At 63.0% G+C, this 16,196-nt stretch carries 16 protein-coding genes; 8 read left to right on the top strand and 8 right to left on the bottom strand.

All coding sequences use genetic code 11. The annotated features are described in order from the left end of the window. Positions 1-12 precede the first annotated feature (12 nt). The 3 genes from AV059_RS16080 to AV059_RS16070 all read right to left on the bottom strand — a co-directional run bounded on the left by AV059_RS16080 (position 13) and on the right by AV059_RS16070 (position 4,054). Positions 13-765, bottom strand: coding sequence for a hypothetical protein (locus AV059_RS16080; RefSeq protein WP_058996044.1), 753 nt, complete (start codon positions 763-765; stop codon positions 13-15). A 43-nt stretch (positions 766-808) separates the two neighbouring features. Beyond that, positions 809-3,475, bottom strand: a complete 2,667-nt coding sequence (locus tag AV059_RS16075; RefSeq protein WP_058996042.1) for an alkaline phosphatase PhoX — start codon at positions 3,473-3,475, stop codon at positions 809-811. A gap of 291 nt (positions 3,476-3,766) precedes the next feature. Continuing rightward, positions 3,767-4,054, bottom strand: coding sequence for a hypothetical protein (locus tag AV059_RS16070; RefSeq protein WP_058996040.1), 288 nt, complete (start codon positions 4,052-4,054; stop codon positions 3,767-3,769). An 87-nt stretch (positions 4,055-4,141) separates the two neighbouring features. Between AV059_RS16070 and AV059_RS16065 the strand changes: the two genes are divergently transcribed. Together AV059_RS16065 and AV059_RS16060 are read left to right on the top strand one after the other, a co-directional pair. Further along, entirely contained in the window at positions 4,142-4,432 is a 291-nt protein-coding gene (locus tag AV059_RS16065; protein WP_058996039.1) for a PadR family transcriptional regulator, read from the top strand. Positions 4,433-4,515: 83 nt separating this feature from the next. Further along, positions 4,516-4,770 carry a hypothetical protein gene (locus tag AV059_RS16060; RefSeq protein ID WP_058996037.1) on the top strand — a complete coding sequence of 85 codons (255 nt, stop codon included), beginning with the start codon at positions 4,516-4,518 and terminating at the stop codon, positions 4,768-4,770. On the opposite strand, the gene AV059_RS16055 is transcribed toward AV059_RS16060, so the two are convergent. Continuing rightward, on the bottom strand, positions 4,767-5,915 hold the full coding sequence (locus AV059_RS16055) for an acyl-CoA dehydrogenase (protein ID WP_058996035.1): 1,149 nt from the start codon (positions 5,913-5,915) through the stop codon (positions 4,767-4,769). The genes AV059_RS16060 and AV059_RS16055 overlap by 4 nt on opposite strands. 105 nt (positions 5,916-6,020) lie before the next feature. Then, the gene (locus AV059_RS16050; RefSeq protein WP_058996033.1) at positions 6,021-6,878 is read right to left on the bottom strand and encodes a 3-hydroxyacyl-CoA dehydrogenase family protein; all 858 of its coding nucleotides are present in this window, start codon (positions 6,876-6,878) and stop codon (positions 6,021-6,023) included. Positions 6,879-7,147: 269 nt separating this feature from the next. Here AV059_RS16050 and AV059_RS16045 point away from each other — a divergent pair, with 269 nt between their 5' ends. Beyond that, on the top strand, positions 7,148-8,023 hold the full coding sequence (locus AV059_RS16045; protein ID WP_058996031.1) for a class 1 fructose-bisphosphatase: 876 nt from the start codon (positions 7,148-7,150) through the stop codon (positions 8,021-8,023). Between the two features lie 18 nt (positions 8,024-8,041). Here AV059_RS16045 and AV059_RS16040 read toward each other — a convergent pair whose 3' ends face one another. Then, positions 8,042-10,051 carry a PKD domain-containing protein gene (locus AV059_RS16040; RefSeq protein WP_058996029.1) on the bottom strand — a complete coding sequence of 670 codons (2,010 nt, stop codon included), beginning with the start codon at positions 10,049-10,051 and terminating at the stop codon, positions 8,042-8,044. 234 nt (positions 10,052-10,285) lie between these two features. Here AV059_RS16040 and AV059_RS16035 point away from each other — a divergent pair, with 234 nt between their 5' ends. The 4 genes from AV059_RS16035 to AV059_RS16020 all read left to right on the top strand — a co-directional run bounded on the left by AV059_RS16035 (position 10,286) and on the right by AV059_RS16020 (position 13,724). Further along, entirely contained in the window at positions 10,286-10,669 is a 384-nt protein-coding gene (locus AV059_RS16035) for a DUF5658 family protein (protein ID WP_058996028.1), read from the top strand. Positions 10,670-10,864: 195 nt separating this feature from the next. Further along, the gene (locus AV059_RS16030) at positions 10,865-12,121 is read left to right on the top strand and encodes a Glu/Leu/Phe/Val dehydrogenase (RefSeq protein WP_058996026.1); all 1,257 of its coding nucleotides are present in this window, start codon (positions 10,865-10,867) and stop codon (positions 12,119-12,121) included. A gap of 63 nt (positions 12,122-12,184) precedes the next feature. Continuing rightward, positions 12,185-12,670 (top strand): SRPBCC family protein, encoded by a 486-nt coding sequence (locus AV059_RS16025; protein ID WP_058996024.1) that lies wholly within the window; start codon positions 12,185-12,187, stop codon positions 12,668-12,670. Between the two features lie 145 nt (positions 12,671-12,815). Beyond that, on the top strand, positions 12,816-13,724 hold the full coding sequence (locus tag AV059_RS16020) for a DMT family transporter (protein ID WP_079990791.1): 909 nt from the start codon (positions 12,816-12,818) through the stop codon (positions 13,722-13,724). A 16-nt stretch (positions 13,725-13,740) separates the two neighbouring features. On the opposite strand, the gene AV059_RS16015 is transcribed toward AV059_RS16020, so the two are convergent. After that, the gene (locus tag AV059_RS16015; protein ID WP_058996022.1) at positions 13,741-14,535 is read right to left on the bottom strand and encodes an RIO1 family regulatory kinase/ATPase; all 795 of its coding nucleotides are present in this window, start codon (positions 14,533-14,535) and stop codon (positions 13,741-13,743) included. 83 nt (positions 14,536-14,618) lie between these two features. Between AV059_RS16015 and AV059_RS16010 the strand changes: the two genes are divergently transcribed. Next, complete coding sequence (locus AV059_RS16010) at positions 14,619-15,758, top strand: acyl-CoA dehydrogenase family protein (RefSeq protein WP_058996021.1); 1,140 nt, start codon at positions 14,619-14,621, stop codon at positions 15,756-15,758. Between the two features lie 15 nt (positions 15,759-15,773). Here AV059_RS16010 and AV059_RS16005 read toward each other — a convergent pair whose 3' ends face one another. Then, positions 15,774-16,190 carry a universal stress protein gene (locus AV059_RS16005; protein WP_058996019.1) on the bottom strand — a complete coding sequence of 139 codons (417 nt, stop codon included), beginning with the start codon at positions 16,188-16,190 and terminating at the stop codon, positions 15,774-15,776. Positions 16,191-16,196: the final 6 nt, after the last annotated feature.

Below are 16,196 nucleotides of genomic sequence, written 5' to 3'. Positions count from 1 at the left end.
AGTTGGTCTGGGCTACGGTCGTCGGCTCGTTCTGGCTGCGAGCGCCGCCACTGCGGCGAGTGCAGCGATGGCCAGTACTATCGGGAGTGACCCGTTCGCGCCGGTCGTCGACTGGTCGTCGCCACTCGCGGAGTCGTCTTCCGTGGCACCTGCGGCGTTTGCGGTGCCCGTTGACTCGGCTGTGGACTCGCTGGCGGGTGACGATGCGTCGGTCATGGCGGCCACTGTCTCTGTCGATGCGCTCGGCGAGACTGCGACCGCCGTCGGCTCGGTCGTAGGTTCGACCACTCCGCCGCCGTCCGCGTCGACCTGGCTCGACGCGACGGTCACCTGTGTCTCGCCGCCGGCGACGCCGGTGAGCTGGACCGTCGCGAGCGACGTGGCGCTCGCGCCGGGTTCTATCTGCCCGTCGAGGTCAGCCGCCTCAAGTGTGACTGTCCCGCCGTCTGAACTAATGACAGGGTCAGTCGTGAGGCCGAGGCGGTCGGGGTAGCTTGCGTTCTCGAATCGGGCGACTGCGGGGTCGTCGACGGAGAGTTCGAGCTGGTAGCCGGCCAGTCCGTCCGGCGCGCTGGTGAGGACAACCGGTACGGCCATCGTCTCACCGGCGGCGACGGAGCCGGTCTCGATGCTGATTGCTGGCGTACTCTGCCCTGCAGCGAGCGCGGGGACTGTCCCCGCGAAGAGGACGAGCGCGACGAGCGCGAGCGGGGTGCCAGCGGTTCTGACGCAACCGCGTATCGAAAGGGGGCTGTCGTCTGTCATTGTGTTCCTGTATGGAAAGATGAGAGGGGGTCGGTTGCGGCCGTCAGTTGACTTCTTCGTAGAGTGCCGTCACGTCCGCGAAGTCGAGTTTGCCGTTCTCATTGAAGTCGTACGCCCCGGTGTTCAGCTGCACGCTGTCGGAGTCCATGTTCGAGAACAGCACCTGCACGTCCTCGTAGTCGAGACGGCCGTTGCCGTTGAGGTCCTCGAAGTGACCGTCACCGTCGGGGTCGGTCGGCGCGGTGTCGCCGACGACCGTCTGCGGGCCACCCACAACGATGCCGTTTCGAGCTTCTGCCTCGATGGCGTTCCCGTTCTCGTCATCCATCTGCTCGATGGAGACAGTCAGGTCGGTCGTGCCGCCGCCGTTGGCGCGGACGTCAAGCGTTGCGAGCGAGACGTCCATCGCGCCGGACTGGACGTTCGTGTTGACATCGGCCACGCGAATCGTCGCCGACGAGCCGTCGTCGCTGATGGAACTCTCTGTGAGTCCGAGCGCGTCGGGGAAGGAGACACCGGTGATAGATGCGATTTCGGGGTTCGAGACGGTGACGGTGAGCCGAGCGCCGGAGAAGCCAGCGGGGAGCGACGAGGCGGTCAGCGGGACGCTACCCGTCGACCCGCTGCCGACCGCGGCGGAGTTAGCGCTGACGACGACGTTAGGCTGGTAGACATAGAGGCCGTCGTTCGGGTACGAGCGCGCGGGGCCGCCGAAGCCGTCTTCACAGCAGATGACGCGGCCGTCGCGCATCGTGTAGACGTTGTCGATGTTCCGGAGCGCATCGTTTGCGTCTTCCGGCGAGTCGGTGAAATCGGGGCCGGTGATGACCGGTTCGAGCGTCGAGACGTTGTAGTCCGATTCCAGCACACCGCGATAGACGACGCCGCCGTCGACGCGGTCCATCTGGATGTCGCCGGTGTCGTTTGCGAGGTCGTCGTTGAACTCCGAAATGCCGAAGTAGATGAAATCGCTGGGCTGTGAGTTGTCGACGCTGTCGACGCCCTCGGCCTTGTTGAACTCGATGGTCGCACCGATCTCCTTGGCGGCTGCGCGGGTCTCAAGGAACGGGACGCGACGGAGTTCCTCGTCGACGCCGTCTGGGCCGTTCGCCTCGTACTGTTTGGCCCACTCGATGATAGCCTCGTTCGAGATGTAGTTCCGGTTCCCGTTCTCGATGACGTCGAGGTCGGCCTGCTTGATGACCGCCGCTGTCACCTCGTCGCCTTCCGCCCAGTCGGCGTGTGCGCTGAGGTAGTCGGCTTGGGTCACGTCGTCGTACTCGGCGACCCAGGACTCGACCTCGCCGTTGGTGGCGTGGCCGAGTTCTATCCACTCGATTTCGAGCGGGGTCTGCGCGGGAGAGTTCCGTTCGCCGGCTTCGGCAGCGTTGGCCGCGTCGTTCGTGATCTTCGGTGCGTACAGCGTTCCGGCAACGTCCATCGGGTCGTCGTACTCCGGAATCGGCTCGTCGGCGACGAACTTGTAGATGCCCTTGCTGTCGCCGTCGGAACAGCCGTAAACAGTCCGCTGGTCGCCTTCGATGTCAGGTGCCTCCCACGAGGCCCGCCCCATCACGTAGTACTTGACCGCTTCAGGTTCGTCAGCGGTCGGTTCGCGGAAGTCGACGAAGTACCCGTACCGGTACGGGTTCGGATACACGTCGTCGAGCAGCGTCGTGTCGAGGTTCTCGCCGTCCCCCTGGTCGTCGCGCTCCGCACCGAGGTAGTACGCGAGGAACTCGACGCCGGTCAGTGCCCAGTAGCCCTGCGGGCCGAAGTTCTCGTCGAGGTCGCCGCTCTCGGCGTAGGACTCGATTGCGCCCGATATTTCACTCGGGTTCGGCCGGTTCCAGAACTGACACCCGCCGATGAGGCCCTCGCCCGACCCCGCCTCGACGATGTCGCTTACCGTCGCCGTCAGGCTGACGCGGGGGTGTGCGTAGTTCTCCTCGGCGGAGATCATCGTCTCCCACGGACTGAGGTCGCCGTAGCAGTTGATCCGCGTCCCACCGTGTTCGCGGAGTGACTCAGTGTTGGTCAGGTTCATCGCGTTCTCGGTGTCCGCGCTCCACTCGCCGTTTTCGTCCTGGCTGAGCGGGACCCGGGAGACGCACCCGGGGCTGTTCTCCCAGTTCGTGAACAGGTAGCCCTCGGTCCCCTCGTCGTTGCTCGGGACGAACTGGTTACAGTCGGGGTTCGTCGCCGCGCCGCCGTACTGTGTGCCGGCGAAGTTCTCTTGATTGATATCTGTCCCGTCGGGCGTCTGGACCACGCCGAGGCGTTCCTCGCCGCCGTTGATCGGTTCGCGCCCTTGGACGAGGACCTCGTAGTCACCGGCCGCTGATCGGACCTGACGCTGTTTCTCTTCGGTGTCCGGAATCCCCACCTCCGAGAAATCATCGTTACTCCCATCGAACTCGAACTGGAAGCCGCTGAAATAGCCCACCGCGGCCCGTCCGAACGGTTCGGGGTTCTCTCCTTCCGGGTGCTGGAGGCTGTACAGCAGTGATCCGTCTTCAAAGACGAACGGTCCCGTCACCTCCGCACCGAATGCCGTCGTCGAGAACCGTTTGAGACTCCCGGCGACACTCGGTGCCCCGGGTGTGTCTGTCTCTTCGACCTCTTCCCCACTTGCCACGCCGATGACGCTGGCCCCAAGTGCAGCAGCCACCGACTGTGAAAGTACCTGCCGTCGAGTGAAATCGACCATGCGAGTGAGGGGTAGCAGTGATTATTAAAGCAAGTTTATAATATTCGTATGATGTATTTAGAGCGATCTTAATACATCGGCTACACACGTACTGCTAATTTGCTAGATGTATCATAAATAGTACTATTTTTGCGGGATACGTACTGAATAGCTCTGACAACATCCGCTCACGGACCCGTTGGAAATCACCTACTTACCAGTAAGCGTTACAGGGAGCTGATACTACTCCATACCACGATATGTCATGTTACGAAGTAAACAGGTCGGCGCTGTGGAGCGTGGGACGAAGGGCTACATCCCCATGTCGGCGGCCGGGTCGGGGACCGGAAGCGCGTTCGGGGACACACCGAGCAGTTCCGCTGCGTGGTCAAGCGCCATGTCGAAGCCATAGTACCGCTCCAGTTCGTCGCCGTCAGCGGTCGGTCTGACCTTCAGCATCGCGTACCCCTCGATGTTCTGTGCGACCGCAGCGCTCCCGCCGTTGCTCTCGAATATCAGTAGCCGTTCCTCGTCGGTCTCTCGGTAAGTGGCCGTGATACCGTCGGCTGACGCCTCGACGGGGAGTTCGGAATCGGTCATCGGCGGCTCTAGGGACCGGGGGTATGCGAACTTGGCGGTCCACTCGGAACCGCAAACGCGAAACCGGGCGGCTGTGACCGGACACCTATGCCGAAGTGGCTCCAGAGCGGTCGCCGACGCGATATGTGCGTCCTGCTGGCTGCTGCCGAGGACGGGGAACTCTCCGGCCAGCGGCTGAAAACGCGGCTTGAGCGTCGCTACGACACGCGGATCGAACCGAAGAGCTTCTACGGCGCGCTTGACGCGCTGGAGTCGGCGGGGTTCGTCGCTCACCGCGAGGACGGCATCGCCGACAAGTACTCGCTGACCGAGGCCGGCAAGCGACGACTTCGAGCCCAGTTCGAATGGATGCGGGAGGCGCTTGGCGAGGAGAGCTAACTATTCATTCCCGGCCCTGCCGAATTTCGTCGGCCGCTACCGATGGGATATCCTTTTTGTGAGCGGTCCCACAGAACACAGGTATGTCCCTGTCCCGCTCGCTCCTCTTGGCAGGTCTAGACGCCCTCCCGTTTGCGGCGCTCGCCAGCTTGGCAACGTACGTGTTCGCACGCACAACCATCCAGCCGTCAGTAGTTGTTGGCATGCTCGCCGGGACCGTCGGTGTGGCGGTCCTCCTCGCGCTGGGAACTATCAGCGCGAACCGCTACCGTGCGGACGGAAAATCGTTCTACTTCACGCGTGCGGTCGTCGTTGAAGGACTCCTCTCGCTTCCCTAGTCGAGAAGCTCGCTGGCAATCGTATTCCGAAGAACCTCGCTGGTCCCCTCGTAGATCTCGTTGAGTTTGGCGTCGCGGTAGAACCGCTCGGCCGGGAAGTCTTTCGTGTAGCCGTAGCCGCCGTGGACCTGAATGCCCTCGTTCGCCACTTCTCGGGACACCTCGGAGGCGTAGAGCTTGGTCTGGGCGGCCTCCTTGACGAACGACTCGCCGGCCATCTTCTTATCGGCGGCCTGGTGCATCAGTAGGCGGGCCGCCTGCGTCTTCGTGTCCATGTCGGCGAGCTTGTGCTGGATGGCCTGGAAGTCGCTGATTGGCTGGTCGAACTGCTCGCGGTCCTGGGCGTATTGTAGCGCCTCGTCCAACGCCGCCTGGGCGATGCCGACACCGCGGGCCGCAATGGTGATGCGTCCGCCGTTGAGCGTTTTGAGCGCGTGGACGAACCCGCGGCCCTCCTCACCGAGCATACGGTCGGCAGGGATGCGCATATCGTCGAACCGTAGTTCGGCAGTCGGACAGCCCTTGTCACCGAGTTTGTGCTCGGTCCCTTCGACGATGAAGCCGTCATCCTCCTCGGGACGGACAATGAACGAGGAGATGCCCTTGTTGCCGGCCTCAGGGTCGGTCTTGGCGAACAGGACGACAGTGTCGGCGACGGACCCGTTGGAAATCCAGAGCTTGCCGCCGTTGACCAGATAGGCGTCACCGCCGTCAACCGGTTCGGCGGTGGTGTCCATCGCCGGTACGTCACTGCCTGCGCCCGCTTCGGAGAGGGCGAACGCGCCGATTTCCTCACCCGCTGCCAGCGGCGTGAGGTAGGTCTCTTTCTGGGCCTCGTTACCGAACTCGTAGATCATGTTGCAGGCCAGCGAGATGTGTGCGGCGACGATTGTGCCGAGCCCGCCGCTTCCCCGCGAAATCTCTTCGAGGGCCATGGCGTAGCTGTGATAGTCTAGTTCGGCCCCGCCGTACTCCTCCGGAATCGGCATTCCCATCAGACCGAGATCGGCCATCTCGTCGACGAGGTCCCACGGGAACTCGTCGGTTTCGTCGATCTCCGCCGCCCGCGGCTTGACCTCGTCGTCGACAAACTCCGAGACCATGTCCTGTATCTGGCGTTGTTCCTGTGTGGGGCTAAAGTCCATGATAGATTCTAACGCGGGTTGGGTCTTTACTGTTGGCCAACGCGCGGCCCGTTGCCGGGTATCGTACTCGGCCCGCTACTGTCGGTGTCTGTCACCGCAGAGCGGTCAGTCGTAATCGTAGAAGCCCTGCCCGGATTTTTTGCCGAGGTCGCCGGCCGCGACTTTCCGTTTGAGCAGGTATGCAGGCTTGTAGCGGTCTCCCAGCTCTTCATACAGCGTTTCAGAGGCGTCGAGAACCACATCAAGGCCGATGTGGTCGGCCAGTTCGAGCGGCCCCATCGGGACGTTTGTCCCAAGAGTCAGCCCACGGTCGATGTCGGCCTTGTCGGCGACACCCTCGTCGTACGCGCGAACGCCTTCATTGATCCAGGGCATTAACACACGGTTCACTACGAAGCCGGGCTTGTCGTCGGCCTCCCAGGTTTCCTTGCCGATGTCGTGGGCGAACTCCCGGCCCAACGTCACTGTCTCGTCGCTAGTTTTCTCGCCGACGACGAGTTCGACGCCTTTCATGACCGGCACAGGATTCATGAAGTGCAGTCCGAGGACCTGCTCGGGCCGGTCGGTGACACTAGCGATAGTCGTAATGGAGAGCGTGCTCGTGTTGCTGGCAAGCACTGTGTCAGGCCCACAGACTGCGTCGAGGTCCTCGAACACAGACTGCTTGATGTCCATGTTTTCCGTCACGGCCTCAACGACGAGGTCGGCGTCCGCGAGGTCGTCCACCTCGGTAGTTCCAGTGATGCGGGCTGTTGCCGCTTCTGCCTCCTGCTCTGTGACTGTATCCCGCGCAACGAGTGTCTCAAAGCTCGACTGAATCTCCTCAAACCCGGCGGCAACCAGTTCATCTGTCATATCGCGCATGACGACGTCGTAGCCGGCCGTCGCCGCGACCTGCGCGATGCCGTTGCCCATCGTTCCAGCTCCGACGACGCCGACGGTGTCGATTTTTTCGAGATGCATACCGGCGTCTTCGTCGGGTGGTCGTGTAAGTCTGCCGACGGTATCGGACCGTCACGGTGCTAGCATTCTACCGAGAGAATCTGTCACAGGCTTAGCGGCAATCACTGCCCCGTGGCTGAATATTCACTCGAAATGTAGTAAATGTCAGCAAAAAGATACTTATGGTGTGCCGGAGAACCAACTGGTGATGAGAGACCCTGCGGGCAGCAGGCTCGGAGAAAAATTCGACTGGTCACCGGATGGCCAGTTTCTGCCCCTACACCTGACAAATGAGTAAGTCACTCGATATTTCGACCACCGAAGCCGAGCAGACAGTCACGGAAGTCATCGACACCATCGCCGGGACGACACCGGACGTCCGCCGCGCCATCGCCGACTACCGTGGCCAGAGCAACTCCGTCAACCCCACCGGCGACGACCAGCTCGCGGCTGACCTACGCGCCGACGAACTGTTCGAGCAGCGGGTGCTGGACATCGACGGTGTCGCCTCCTACGCCAGCGAAGAACGCTCGGACGTGAAAACGACAGACGGCCGTCTCCACGTCGCGATGGACCCCCTCGACGGGTCGAGCAACCTCGAACCCAACAGCGGGATGGGGACGATTTTCGGCATCTACAGCGAGCAGCCGCCGACTGTCGGTACCAATCTCCTTGCCGCCGGGTTCGTCATCTACGGCCCGATCACCTCGATGGTCGTTGCTCGGGACGGCAGCGTCCGCGAGTATATTCTCGAAGACGGCGACAAGCGGGTCGTCGACGATGAGGTGACGGTTCCTGAAGACCCCACCGTGTTCGGGTTCGGCGGCGGCGTCGACTCCTGGACGGACGAGTTCGAGCCCTACGCCGAGGAAGTCCGTCACGAACTGAAACTCCGCTACGGCGGGGCAATGGTCGCGGACATCAATCAGGTACTCACCTACGGCGGTATCTTCTCGTACCCCGCACTGGAGTCGTGCCCCGAGGGGAAACTCCGAGTCCAGTTCGAGGGACACCCGATGGCCTACATCCTCGAATCGGCCGGCGGTCGGTCCTCTGACGGCGACCAGTCGCTACTTGAGATCGAACCCGACGAGCTACACGAGCGGACGCCGCTGTATCTCGGGAACCCCGACCTGATCGACCGACTCGAAGCGAACATCGATTGATACGCCCGATTTTGTCATTCAGTAGCCGAGATAGATCGCCAGCGCTTTGAGAACGCTGTACAGCCCGACAGCGACGCCCAGTAGTCCACCGAGGACGGTTCCGACGATGCCGTCAGGCCACAGCGAGAGCGGGTTCGGAACGCCAATCGAGGGGAGCGCTGGAATCGGGAGGCCACCGCTATCACCAGTCACGTTCCCGACGCGCTGCCCGTCGACCGTCAGCTCGCCAGTCCTGTTTTCCGGAACGGAGCGGGCGAACTCCGTCGTTCGCGCCTCGCCAGCAGGGACGGTGACCGTCCGCGTTGTCAGTATCGAGGTGTTGAGCGCGACGATTACGTTGTGGTCGCCGCTCGCAGTGCCCCGGTTTTCCAGTTCGACAGTAATGACAGTCCGGTCGCCGGGACTGAGCGTCGATGGAGCGGCCGTAGCGTTCGTAACCACGATGTCCGGCTGCCCGGACTCTGCTGTCCGTATCTCGGTCGTTGCTGGTTCAGACGGCGACGGTTCCGAGTCGGTTGTCGCCGCCTCCGCATCCATGTCTGTTGCTGCCGTTTGTTCGATTCCGACGACGAACGTCGAGAGGCCCGGAGCGTCAGCCCGGTAGATGATGTGTGACTCGCTCCGGCCGGCGATATCAGTTGTCAGGGGCGTCCACCCGTCGCTGTTCCGGTACAGTGTCACGGCATCGGGTTCCGCACCGACCGCCGCCAGCGCATCACGGTCCACAGTAAATGTGAACGTCGCGTCCTCGGCCCGGACGGAGCCATGGTCAACGTCGAACTGGCTGACGCCGGTGTGACCGGTCGCAGCAGCGAACGCCGGCCCGGGCCGGCGGGAACGGATAGTGAGTGTTGCGGATTCGTTCCGCGGGAACGACACGGCAAGCCGCTCTAGCGTGCCGTTCTGGCCGGTGACGAGTGCCCCTTGTGGGGGCTGAATTCGCTGTGTCTGGCCAGTCCCGTTCAGCGACACGTTCGCTGTTGTTGCGTTCAATTGCCGTACGGTTACGTTCCCGCTTGTTCCATTCCCCATCACAGAAACGATTCTGGTTACTGTCGCCGTGTTTCCGAGCGAATCCGCAGCCGTCACCGTGACTTCGTGGCTGCCGGGCGAAGCGAAGGCCACGGTAATGTTCTTGCCGGTCAGAATCGTGTCGCTCCCCACCTGCCACCGAACCGAATCAACGCCCTGGTCGTCTGTCGTCTCCGCCGCCGAGAAGGTCACCGACTTGCCAACCGTCGTGTTCTCTGGCCCGGTGATGGTGACGTTCGGCGCGGAGTCGTCATAGAGGAACGTCTGCTGCCGGCTAAAGGAGTTCCCGTTTCCGTTCTCGTCGGTCACCGACATCAGAAGCAGCGAATACTTGCCTTCCTCCGGGAATGTGTACGTTCGTGTATATGTGACCGTGTTACCGGTGCGTTCGGTGAACCCCGAGAGATTGAGTGTGTCTATCGACGGGCCACCGACAGAGACTCGGAGCTGCTGTATCGGTTCGTGAATCCCGACAGAGATGCGGGCGGTGGAGCTATTGATACGGCTGACCTCGAACGACTGATACTTCGGCACGACGGAGTCCATTCCGGTGACAGTAACTGACTCCCGGGGCAGTTCATTCCCCGCCTCATCGGTGATACTGCCGGTGTCACGGAGGCTGACGGTGACGTTGTCCGTGTCCAGCTTTTTGTCCAGCAACAGCGAGACGCGTACTCCGGTCCTGTTTGCTCCGGAGGCGTTGATCGATGCGACCGAGACGTTCTCCACTCGGCCCGCAGTTAGCTCGAAATCCGTCGCCTGAATCGTACCCGTGTCCAGCGACCCGCCGTCGTCGTACAGGGACACCTCGATAGTCGTGGCGTTACCCCGCGTCGCATTGCCCCACTCCGGCGACTCGGTGTCTTCGGCCGCGGCCGTGCCAGAAGCGACTGCAATAAGCAGCGGGAGCAAAAGAAACACGGCGAGAACCGGCAGCCACCAGCGACGACGCCCGGCCGACGGCGGCGTCTCTCGGGCGTGACCGGTGGCACTCATAGTGCATGAGTAGTCCGGCACCCGATATCAATGGTGCGCCACCATTATGAGAGGTGATAATCGCGTGCACAGCAACTACATCACATCCGCCAAGGCATCGAACGCGTCGCCAACGGTCGACCCGTTGGGATCATATTTGTCGAGAGTATACAGTCCCTACTCCCTCAGTTTCAGTGGTAAACAGTGTGTATTTAATACGGTGGATGAGAACGGGTTAACAGACCACGTGGGGGCGTGGTTGCGGAGGGTGACGTGTTCACAACGGACCGAACGGTCCTGATAGGGACCATCGACGGGTGGTGTAGCGCCCTGCTCGACGAACTTGCGGCCGTCGAGCGAGAACTATGGCTTGTCGTCGCCGTGACGCTCATTGTCGACGTGTGGCTGACACACATCGGCCTCCAGCACGGCCTACACGAGGGAAACCCCGTGATGCGGGCCGCGATAGAGACGTTTGGAATTGCCGTTCTCGGCCTGACGAAGATCGGCGTTCTCGGGCTGGCGGGGCTGACCCGCCAGCTACTGAACGACCAACGTGGTGTCGTCGTGCCGCTCGGGCTAGCGCTTCCGTGGGTGGCGGCCGTCGTGATCAACGCGGCCCTCTTGGTTAGCCTGTAGCCGCCCTGGGATTGCGCTGTCTTCCGGCGTTACCCGTTCGCTCGCTGGACCAGCATCCCGTACGTATCGTGTCGCCGTGGGCGATTCAGTCGCAGACATTCCGTCTGACCGGCTGGTTCCGTCGTAGGTAATTGTTATCTGGAGAATCCCATGGACGGCGGTACCCTTTTGCCCACAGTCTGAGATATTAGCCGTATGTCGCCTGAGGTAAACCCCTTTGAGAGTTTACAGGAGCAGATCGACGACGCGTCGGACTATCTCGAATATTCGACCGACGTGCTCGAACGGCTGAAACACCCCGAGCGAGTGCTGGAGACGAATCTCTCCGTGGAGATGGACGACGGCTCCGTTGAGGTGTTTCGTGCCTACCGGTCACAGTTCAACGGTGACAGGGGACCGTACAAGGGCGGGATCCGGTATCATCCACAGGTCACACGCGATGAGGTCAAGGCGCTGTCTGGCTGGATGGTGTACAAGTGTGCTGCGGTCAACATCCCCTACGGCGGCGGGAAAGGCGGCATCGAAATCGACCCGCGCCAGTACTCGGCCAGCGAAATCGAGCGGATAACGCGGTCGTTTGCGAAAGAACTCCGGCTAATCATTGGCGAGGACCGGGACATCCCCGCACCCGATGTCAACACCGGCCAGCGGGAGATGAACTGGATCAAAGACACGTATGAGACACTGGAGAACACCACCGAACCCGGCGTCATCACCGGCAAGGCACCCGAGTCGGGCGGAAGCGCGGGCCGCGTCGAAGCGACCGGCCGGTCCGTGATGCTCACGGCCCGTGAGGCGTTCGACTATCTCGGGAAGGACATGGCGGACGCGACGGTGGCCGTGCAGGGCTATGGCAACGCCGGCTCCGTGGCGGCGAAGCTCATCGAGGATCTGGGCGCGAACATCGTCGCCGTATCGGACTCCTCGGGAGCTGTCTACAACCCCGACGGGCTCGACGCACGCGACGCGAAGGCGTTCAAGAGCGAGACCGGGTCGCTAACCGGCTACGAGGGTGCGACGGAGGAACTGACGAACGAAGAGCTGCTGACGATGGATGTGGACCTCCTCGTCCCGGCGGCGCTCGAAAACGCTATCGACGGCGACCTCGCACAGGACGTGCAGGCCGACATCGTCGTGGAGGCGGCGAACGGCCCGCTAACGCCGAACGCGGACGACGTCCTCACCGAGCGAGACGTGGCTGTGTTCCCCGACATCCTCGCCAACGCCGGCGGCGTCACGGTGTCGTACTTCGAGTGGGTCCAGAACCGCCAGCGCTTCTACTGGTCCGAGGAGCGTGTGAACAACGAACTGGAGACCATCATCACGAACGCGTTTGACGACCTCGTCGAGACCTACGAGGAGACCGGCGCGCCGAACTTCCGGACCGCGATGTACGTCGTCGCCATCCAGCGCGTCGTCGCTGCGGCCGAGGAAGGCGGCATCTGGCCCTGACCGTATCCCGGAAGCAGTCGCGGCTACCGCGGGTGTTTTGCCGGCGCTTCCCCTACTGTGTGTATGGACATTTACGAGCGTCAGGTTCGCGTCGAAGCCCCGCTAGCAGAAGTCTGGAAATTCCACGCGACAGGCGACGGGCTGGTCGCACTGACCCCCGACTGGATGAACATCCGCATCGAGGCGGAGCGGGGACCGGATGGCGAGCCGAACCCCGACGAACTGACCGCCGGATCAGTCGTCGAATCCTCGATCAAGCCCTTTGGCGTGCCGCCGCGGCAGCAGTGGGTCTCGAACATCGTTGCCCGAGAAGAAGGCGAGGGCGAAGCGATGTTCCGTGACGTAATGGCGGAAGGGCCGTTTCCCCACTGGGAGCATACGCACACCTTCCGGGCGCTGAGCGACAGGGAGACGCTCGTCCACGACCACGTCGAGTTCGAACTGCCCGGCGGACCGCTCGGCCAAGCGCTCGGGCCCTTCGGCTGTCTCGGAATGGAACCGATGTTCCGGTATCGCCATCGGCAGACGAAGGAACTACTCGAAGGGTAGCGTACCCGTGCCCGCAGACGGCACGGTCCCGACTATGGTATCCGGTGTTTCTTTATCCCCGTGTCGGATACTGCCACAGGATGAGTAGACGTGTCGTTACGATAACTGGTGTGGTCGTGATGTCTCCGCGCCACAGCGGAGCGGAGTGGACGTGACCGAGCCGCGAATCGACCCGCGAATCGGGCTGGTCGTCGCTGTCCTCGCGGTCAGTACGAGCGCGATTCTCGTCCGCTGGACCGACGCTGCGGCGTCGGTAGCGGCGTTCTACCGTGTCCTGTTGACGACCGCGCTGTTGGCCCCGCTGGCGCTGGGTCGGCATCGGTCGGCGTTCGGGCGACTCGCCCGACGGGACGTACTGGCGGCCGGGGCGACGGGCGTCGCGCTCGCAGTGCACTTCGCCGCGTGGTTCGAGAGCCTGGCGTGGACGAGCGTCGCGGCGTCGGTCACGCTGGTTCAGTGCCAGCCACTGTTCGTCGCCATCGGCGCGTGGGCGCTGCTGGACGAGCGTGTCACGCGCGGCACGACGGCGGGCATTCTGGTCGCTATCGGCGGTATCATCGTGATGTCTGTCGGCGAACTGCTCGGGAGCGGGACCATCGGCCAGCGTCCGCTGTACGGTAACGCCTTGGCCCTCGTCGGCGGTGTCATGGCCGCCGGCTACGTGCTTGCCGGGCGCTCGCTCCGCCAGCGGTTCCCGCTCATTCCCTACGTAACCGTTGTCTACGGCGTCGCCGCCGTATGCCTCCTCGGCTTCGTCGTCGCGTCGGGCCACCCCGTGACAGGCTACCCGCCCCGGGAGTGGGCACTGTTCTTCGCGATGGCTGTTGGCCCCGGCGTGTTCGGCCACACCGTCCTCAACTGGGCGCTGGCACACGTCGAATCCAGCATGGTTAGCGTCTCATTGCTCGGTGAACCGGTCGGGAGCGCGCTGCTGGCGCTGCTGTTGCTCGCGGAGATACCCGGTCCGTCGACCGTCGCCGGCGGAGCCGTCGTGCTCGTCGGTATCGGCGTTGTTGCCAGAAGCCGGTCGGTCGGAGCAGCGCCAGCGGACTGAAACTGTTCCGGACGGCCTACGCGTGTTTTTCGACGGCACCGCGGATTTCGGCGGCGGCGAAGTCGTGGTCCGGGCGGATGTTGACGAAATCAAGGAACTCCTCCGCAGCCAACAATTCAGACGTATCGTAATGCTGTGCGGCGGCGGAGACAGCAGCCGGTGCACCGATGAGCGGCTCCAGCGCGCCAAGCGCACACGCAAGATCATAGGCACGAGCGTCACTGATGGCATCCTCTCGGACGCACGTAGCATCGATGAAGTACAGGTCGTCGTGGGCCACGAGCACGTTCTCACAGCGGAAATCGCCGTGGGCCAGGCCGTCCTCGTGCATCCGGTGGAGGAAGTCAAACACCGTTGGGCTGTGTCGCTCGACGGTTTCGGCCGGGAGGTTGTCCAGCGGCTCGAAGTCGGGGATGTACTCAAGCACCAGAACCCCCATCCCGTCGTACTTGAATGCCTCGATGGGCTCGGGAGCGTTGACGCCGATCTCCCGCATCCGCTGGGTCGCCGCCAGTTCGTGTTCCGCCATCTCGTAGGGCGTCCCGAAGTGCTCGAAAAAGCCCTCGGTCCCCGACGAGAACGCGCCGATATTGCGGCCGGCGGTCAACAGTGTGTGAACCAGCGAGTTCTGCCCCGTGATGACTTTCACGAACCATTGGTCGTTGACGACCAGCGGGGTCGAAAGCCAGTTGTCCGCCTCCAGAAACGCCACGTGGGCCGCGGGCTCGTCGTACCGCTCTATTACCGCCCGTACCACGCCTTCGAGTTGCTCCCAGGGGACCGTCCCGCGGAGGAGTCGCCGGAACGCCATTCCCTCCAAGAAACGCCGTGGGCGGTCAAATGACTTGTGTCTGCCCCCGTGTGGTATTTAATAACACAATACATAGATCCGGTATGGAGTTCGACGTTCCCGGCGAACACCGGATGATACGGGATTCGGTCCGCGAGTTCTGCGAGAACGAGATTCAGCCGATAGCCCAGGAGATCGAGGACGAGCACCGCTTCCCGGCGGAGGTATTCGAGGAACTCGGCGAGCTGGACGTGATGGGGGTGCCGATCAGCGAGGAGTGGGGCGGGCTGGGCGGCGATACGCTGATGTATGCGCTCGTCGCCGAGGAACTCGGGCGCGTTTCCGGAAGCATCGGGCTCTCATACGTGGCCCATACTTCGCTCGGGGCCAAGCCGATAGAGCTGTTCGGCACGGACGCCCAGAAAAAGCGCTGGCTCACACCGCTCGCCGCCGGCGAGCAACTCGGCGGCTGGGCACTTACAGAGCCGGGCAGCGGGAGCGACGCCAGCGATATGGACACGATGGCCGAGCGGGACGGCGGCGAGTACGTCATCAACGGCACCAAGCAGTTCATCACGAACGCCTCCGTCGCCGGATCAGTGCTGGTCAAGGCTGTCACCGACTCCGAAGCCGGATACGACGGTATCTCGACGTTCATCGTCGCCCCCGAAGACGACGGCTGGGCGGTGACGACTGAGTGGGAGAAGATGGGGCTGAACGCCTCACCGACCTGCGAACTCCAGTTCGACGACTGCCGGATTCCGGCGGACCGACTACTCGGCGAGGAAGGCGACGGCTGGGCGCAGACGCTGAAGACGCTCAACGGGGGCCGCATATCCATTGCCGCGCTCTCGACTGGGCTCGCACAGGGGGCGTTCGAGGCCGCAAAATCCTACGCCACCGAACGCGAGCAGTTCGACCGCCCCATCTCGAAGTTCGACGCCGTCCGGGACAAAATCGTCGAGATGGACCGCAAAATCGAGCGTGCTCGCCTGCTGACTCACAAGGCGGCGACAATGTACGATCAGGGCGAAGACGTGACGCGGCTCTCCTCGCTTGCGAAGCTCGATGCCAGCGAAATCTGTCGCGAGGTCGCCGAAGACGCCGTTCAGGTGCTTGGCGGCTACGGGTACACAACGGATTTCGCCCCGCAGCGGTTCTACCGGGACGCGAAGCTCATGGAAATCGGCGAGGGAACGAGTGAGATACAGCGGATGGTGCTCGGCCGGGAACTGGGCCTGTGATACGCCGCGCGGCGTTCACGCGTCGCCGGGACCTTCCGGGACGATAGTAACGGGCACGTCAGCGGCGTCGATGACGGCGACTGCGGCGTCACCCTCCCGGAGTCTGCCGGCCAGCCCCTTCGGCTCGTGGCCCATGACGATGTGCTGAACATCCACGTCAGCCGCGAGTTCGAGCAGTTCGTTGCCGATCCGCGTGCCAGAGCGCATCGCAGACCGTCCGACGTGTTCAATCGCGACCGTCGCCACGACGGTGGCGTCACGGAACCGGTCGCGCATCTCGTCCCGGAGTTGCATGGCCGTGCCATCAGCGGTGTTCTCGTCGACGAGATGGACGACGTACAGTTCCTCGTCGAGTCCGTCGGCGAGTCGAACTGCCGTGTCAATGACTGCCGGCGAGACCGAATCGTTGGCGATAGCCACAAGAATGGTCATACAGGA

This window comes from Haloarcula sp. CBA1127 (genome assembly GCF_001485575.1).
GTDB lineage: Archaea > Halobacteriota > Halobacteria > Halobacteriales > Haloarculaceae > Haloarcula.
This window is presented reverse-complemented; position numbering and strand designations above follow the sequence as displayed.

Excerpts from the sequence above, each read along its gene's own strand:
- AV059_RS16065 (WP_058996039.1), top strand. The coding sequence starts at position 4,142 with ATGCCGAAGTGGCTCCAGAGCGGTCGCCGACGCGATATGTGCGTCCTG.
- AV059_RS16005 (WP_058996019.1), bottom strand. The coding sequence starts at position 16,190 with ATGACCATTCTTGTGGCTATCGCCAACGATTCGGTCTCGCCGGCAGTC.
- AV059_RS16055 (WP_058996035.1), bottom strand. The coding sequence starts at position 5,915 with ATGGACTTTAGCCCCACACAGGAACAACGCCAGATACAGGACATGGTC.
- AV059_RS16075 (WP_058996042.1), bottom strand. The coding sequence starts at position 3,475 with ATGGTCGATTTCACTCGACGGCAGGTACTTTCACAGTCGGTGGCTGCT.
- AV059_RS16060 (WP_058996037.1), top strand. The coding sequence starts at position 4,516 with ATGTCCCTGTCCCGCTCGCTCCTCTTGGCAGGTCTAGACGCCCTCCCG.
- AV059_RS16040 (WP_058996029.1), bottom strand. The coding sequence starts at position 10,051 with ATGAGTGCCACCGGTCACGCCCGAGAGACGCCGCCGTCGGCCGGGCGT.
- AV059_RS16015 (WP_058996022.1), bottom strand. The coding sequence starts at position 14,535 with ATGGCGTTCCGGCGACTCCTCCGCGGGACGGTCCCCTGGGAGCAACTC.
- AV059_RS16010 (WP_058996021.1), top strand. The coding sequence starts at position 14,619 with ATGGAGTTCGACGTTCCCGGCGAACACCGGATGATACGGGATTCGGTC.
- AV059_RS16045 (WP_058996031.1), top strand. The coding sequence starts at position 7,148 with ATGAGTAAGTCACTCGATATTTCGACCACCGAAGCCGAGCAGACAGTC.
- AV059_RS16070 (WP_058996040.1), bottom strand. The coding sequence starts at position 4,054 with ATGACCGATTCCGAACTCCCCGTCGAGGCGTCAGCCGACGGTATCACG.
- AV059_RS16030 (WP_058996026.1), top strand. The coding sequence starts at position 10,865 with ATGTCGCCTGAGGTAAACCCCTTTGAGAGTTTACAGGAGCAGATCGAC.
- AV059_RS16080 (WP_058996044.1), bottom strand. The coding sequence starts at position 765 with ATGACAGACGACAGCCCCCTTTCGATACGCGGTTGCGTCAGAACCGCT.
- AV059_RS16050 (WP_058996033.1), bottom strand. The coding sequence starts at position 6,878 with ATGCATCTCGAAAAAATCGACACCGTCGGCGTCGTCGGAGCTGGAACG.
- AV059_RS16025 (WP_058996024.1), top strand. The coding sequence starts at position 12,185 with ATGGACATTTACGAGCGTCAGGTTCGCGTCGAAGCCCCGCTAGCAGAA.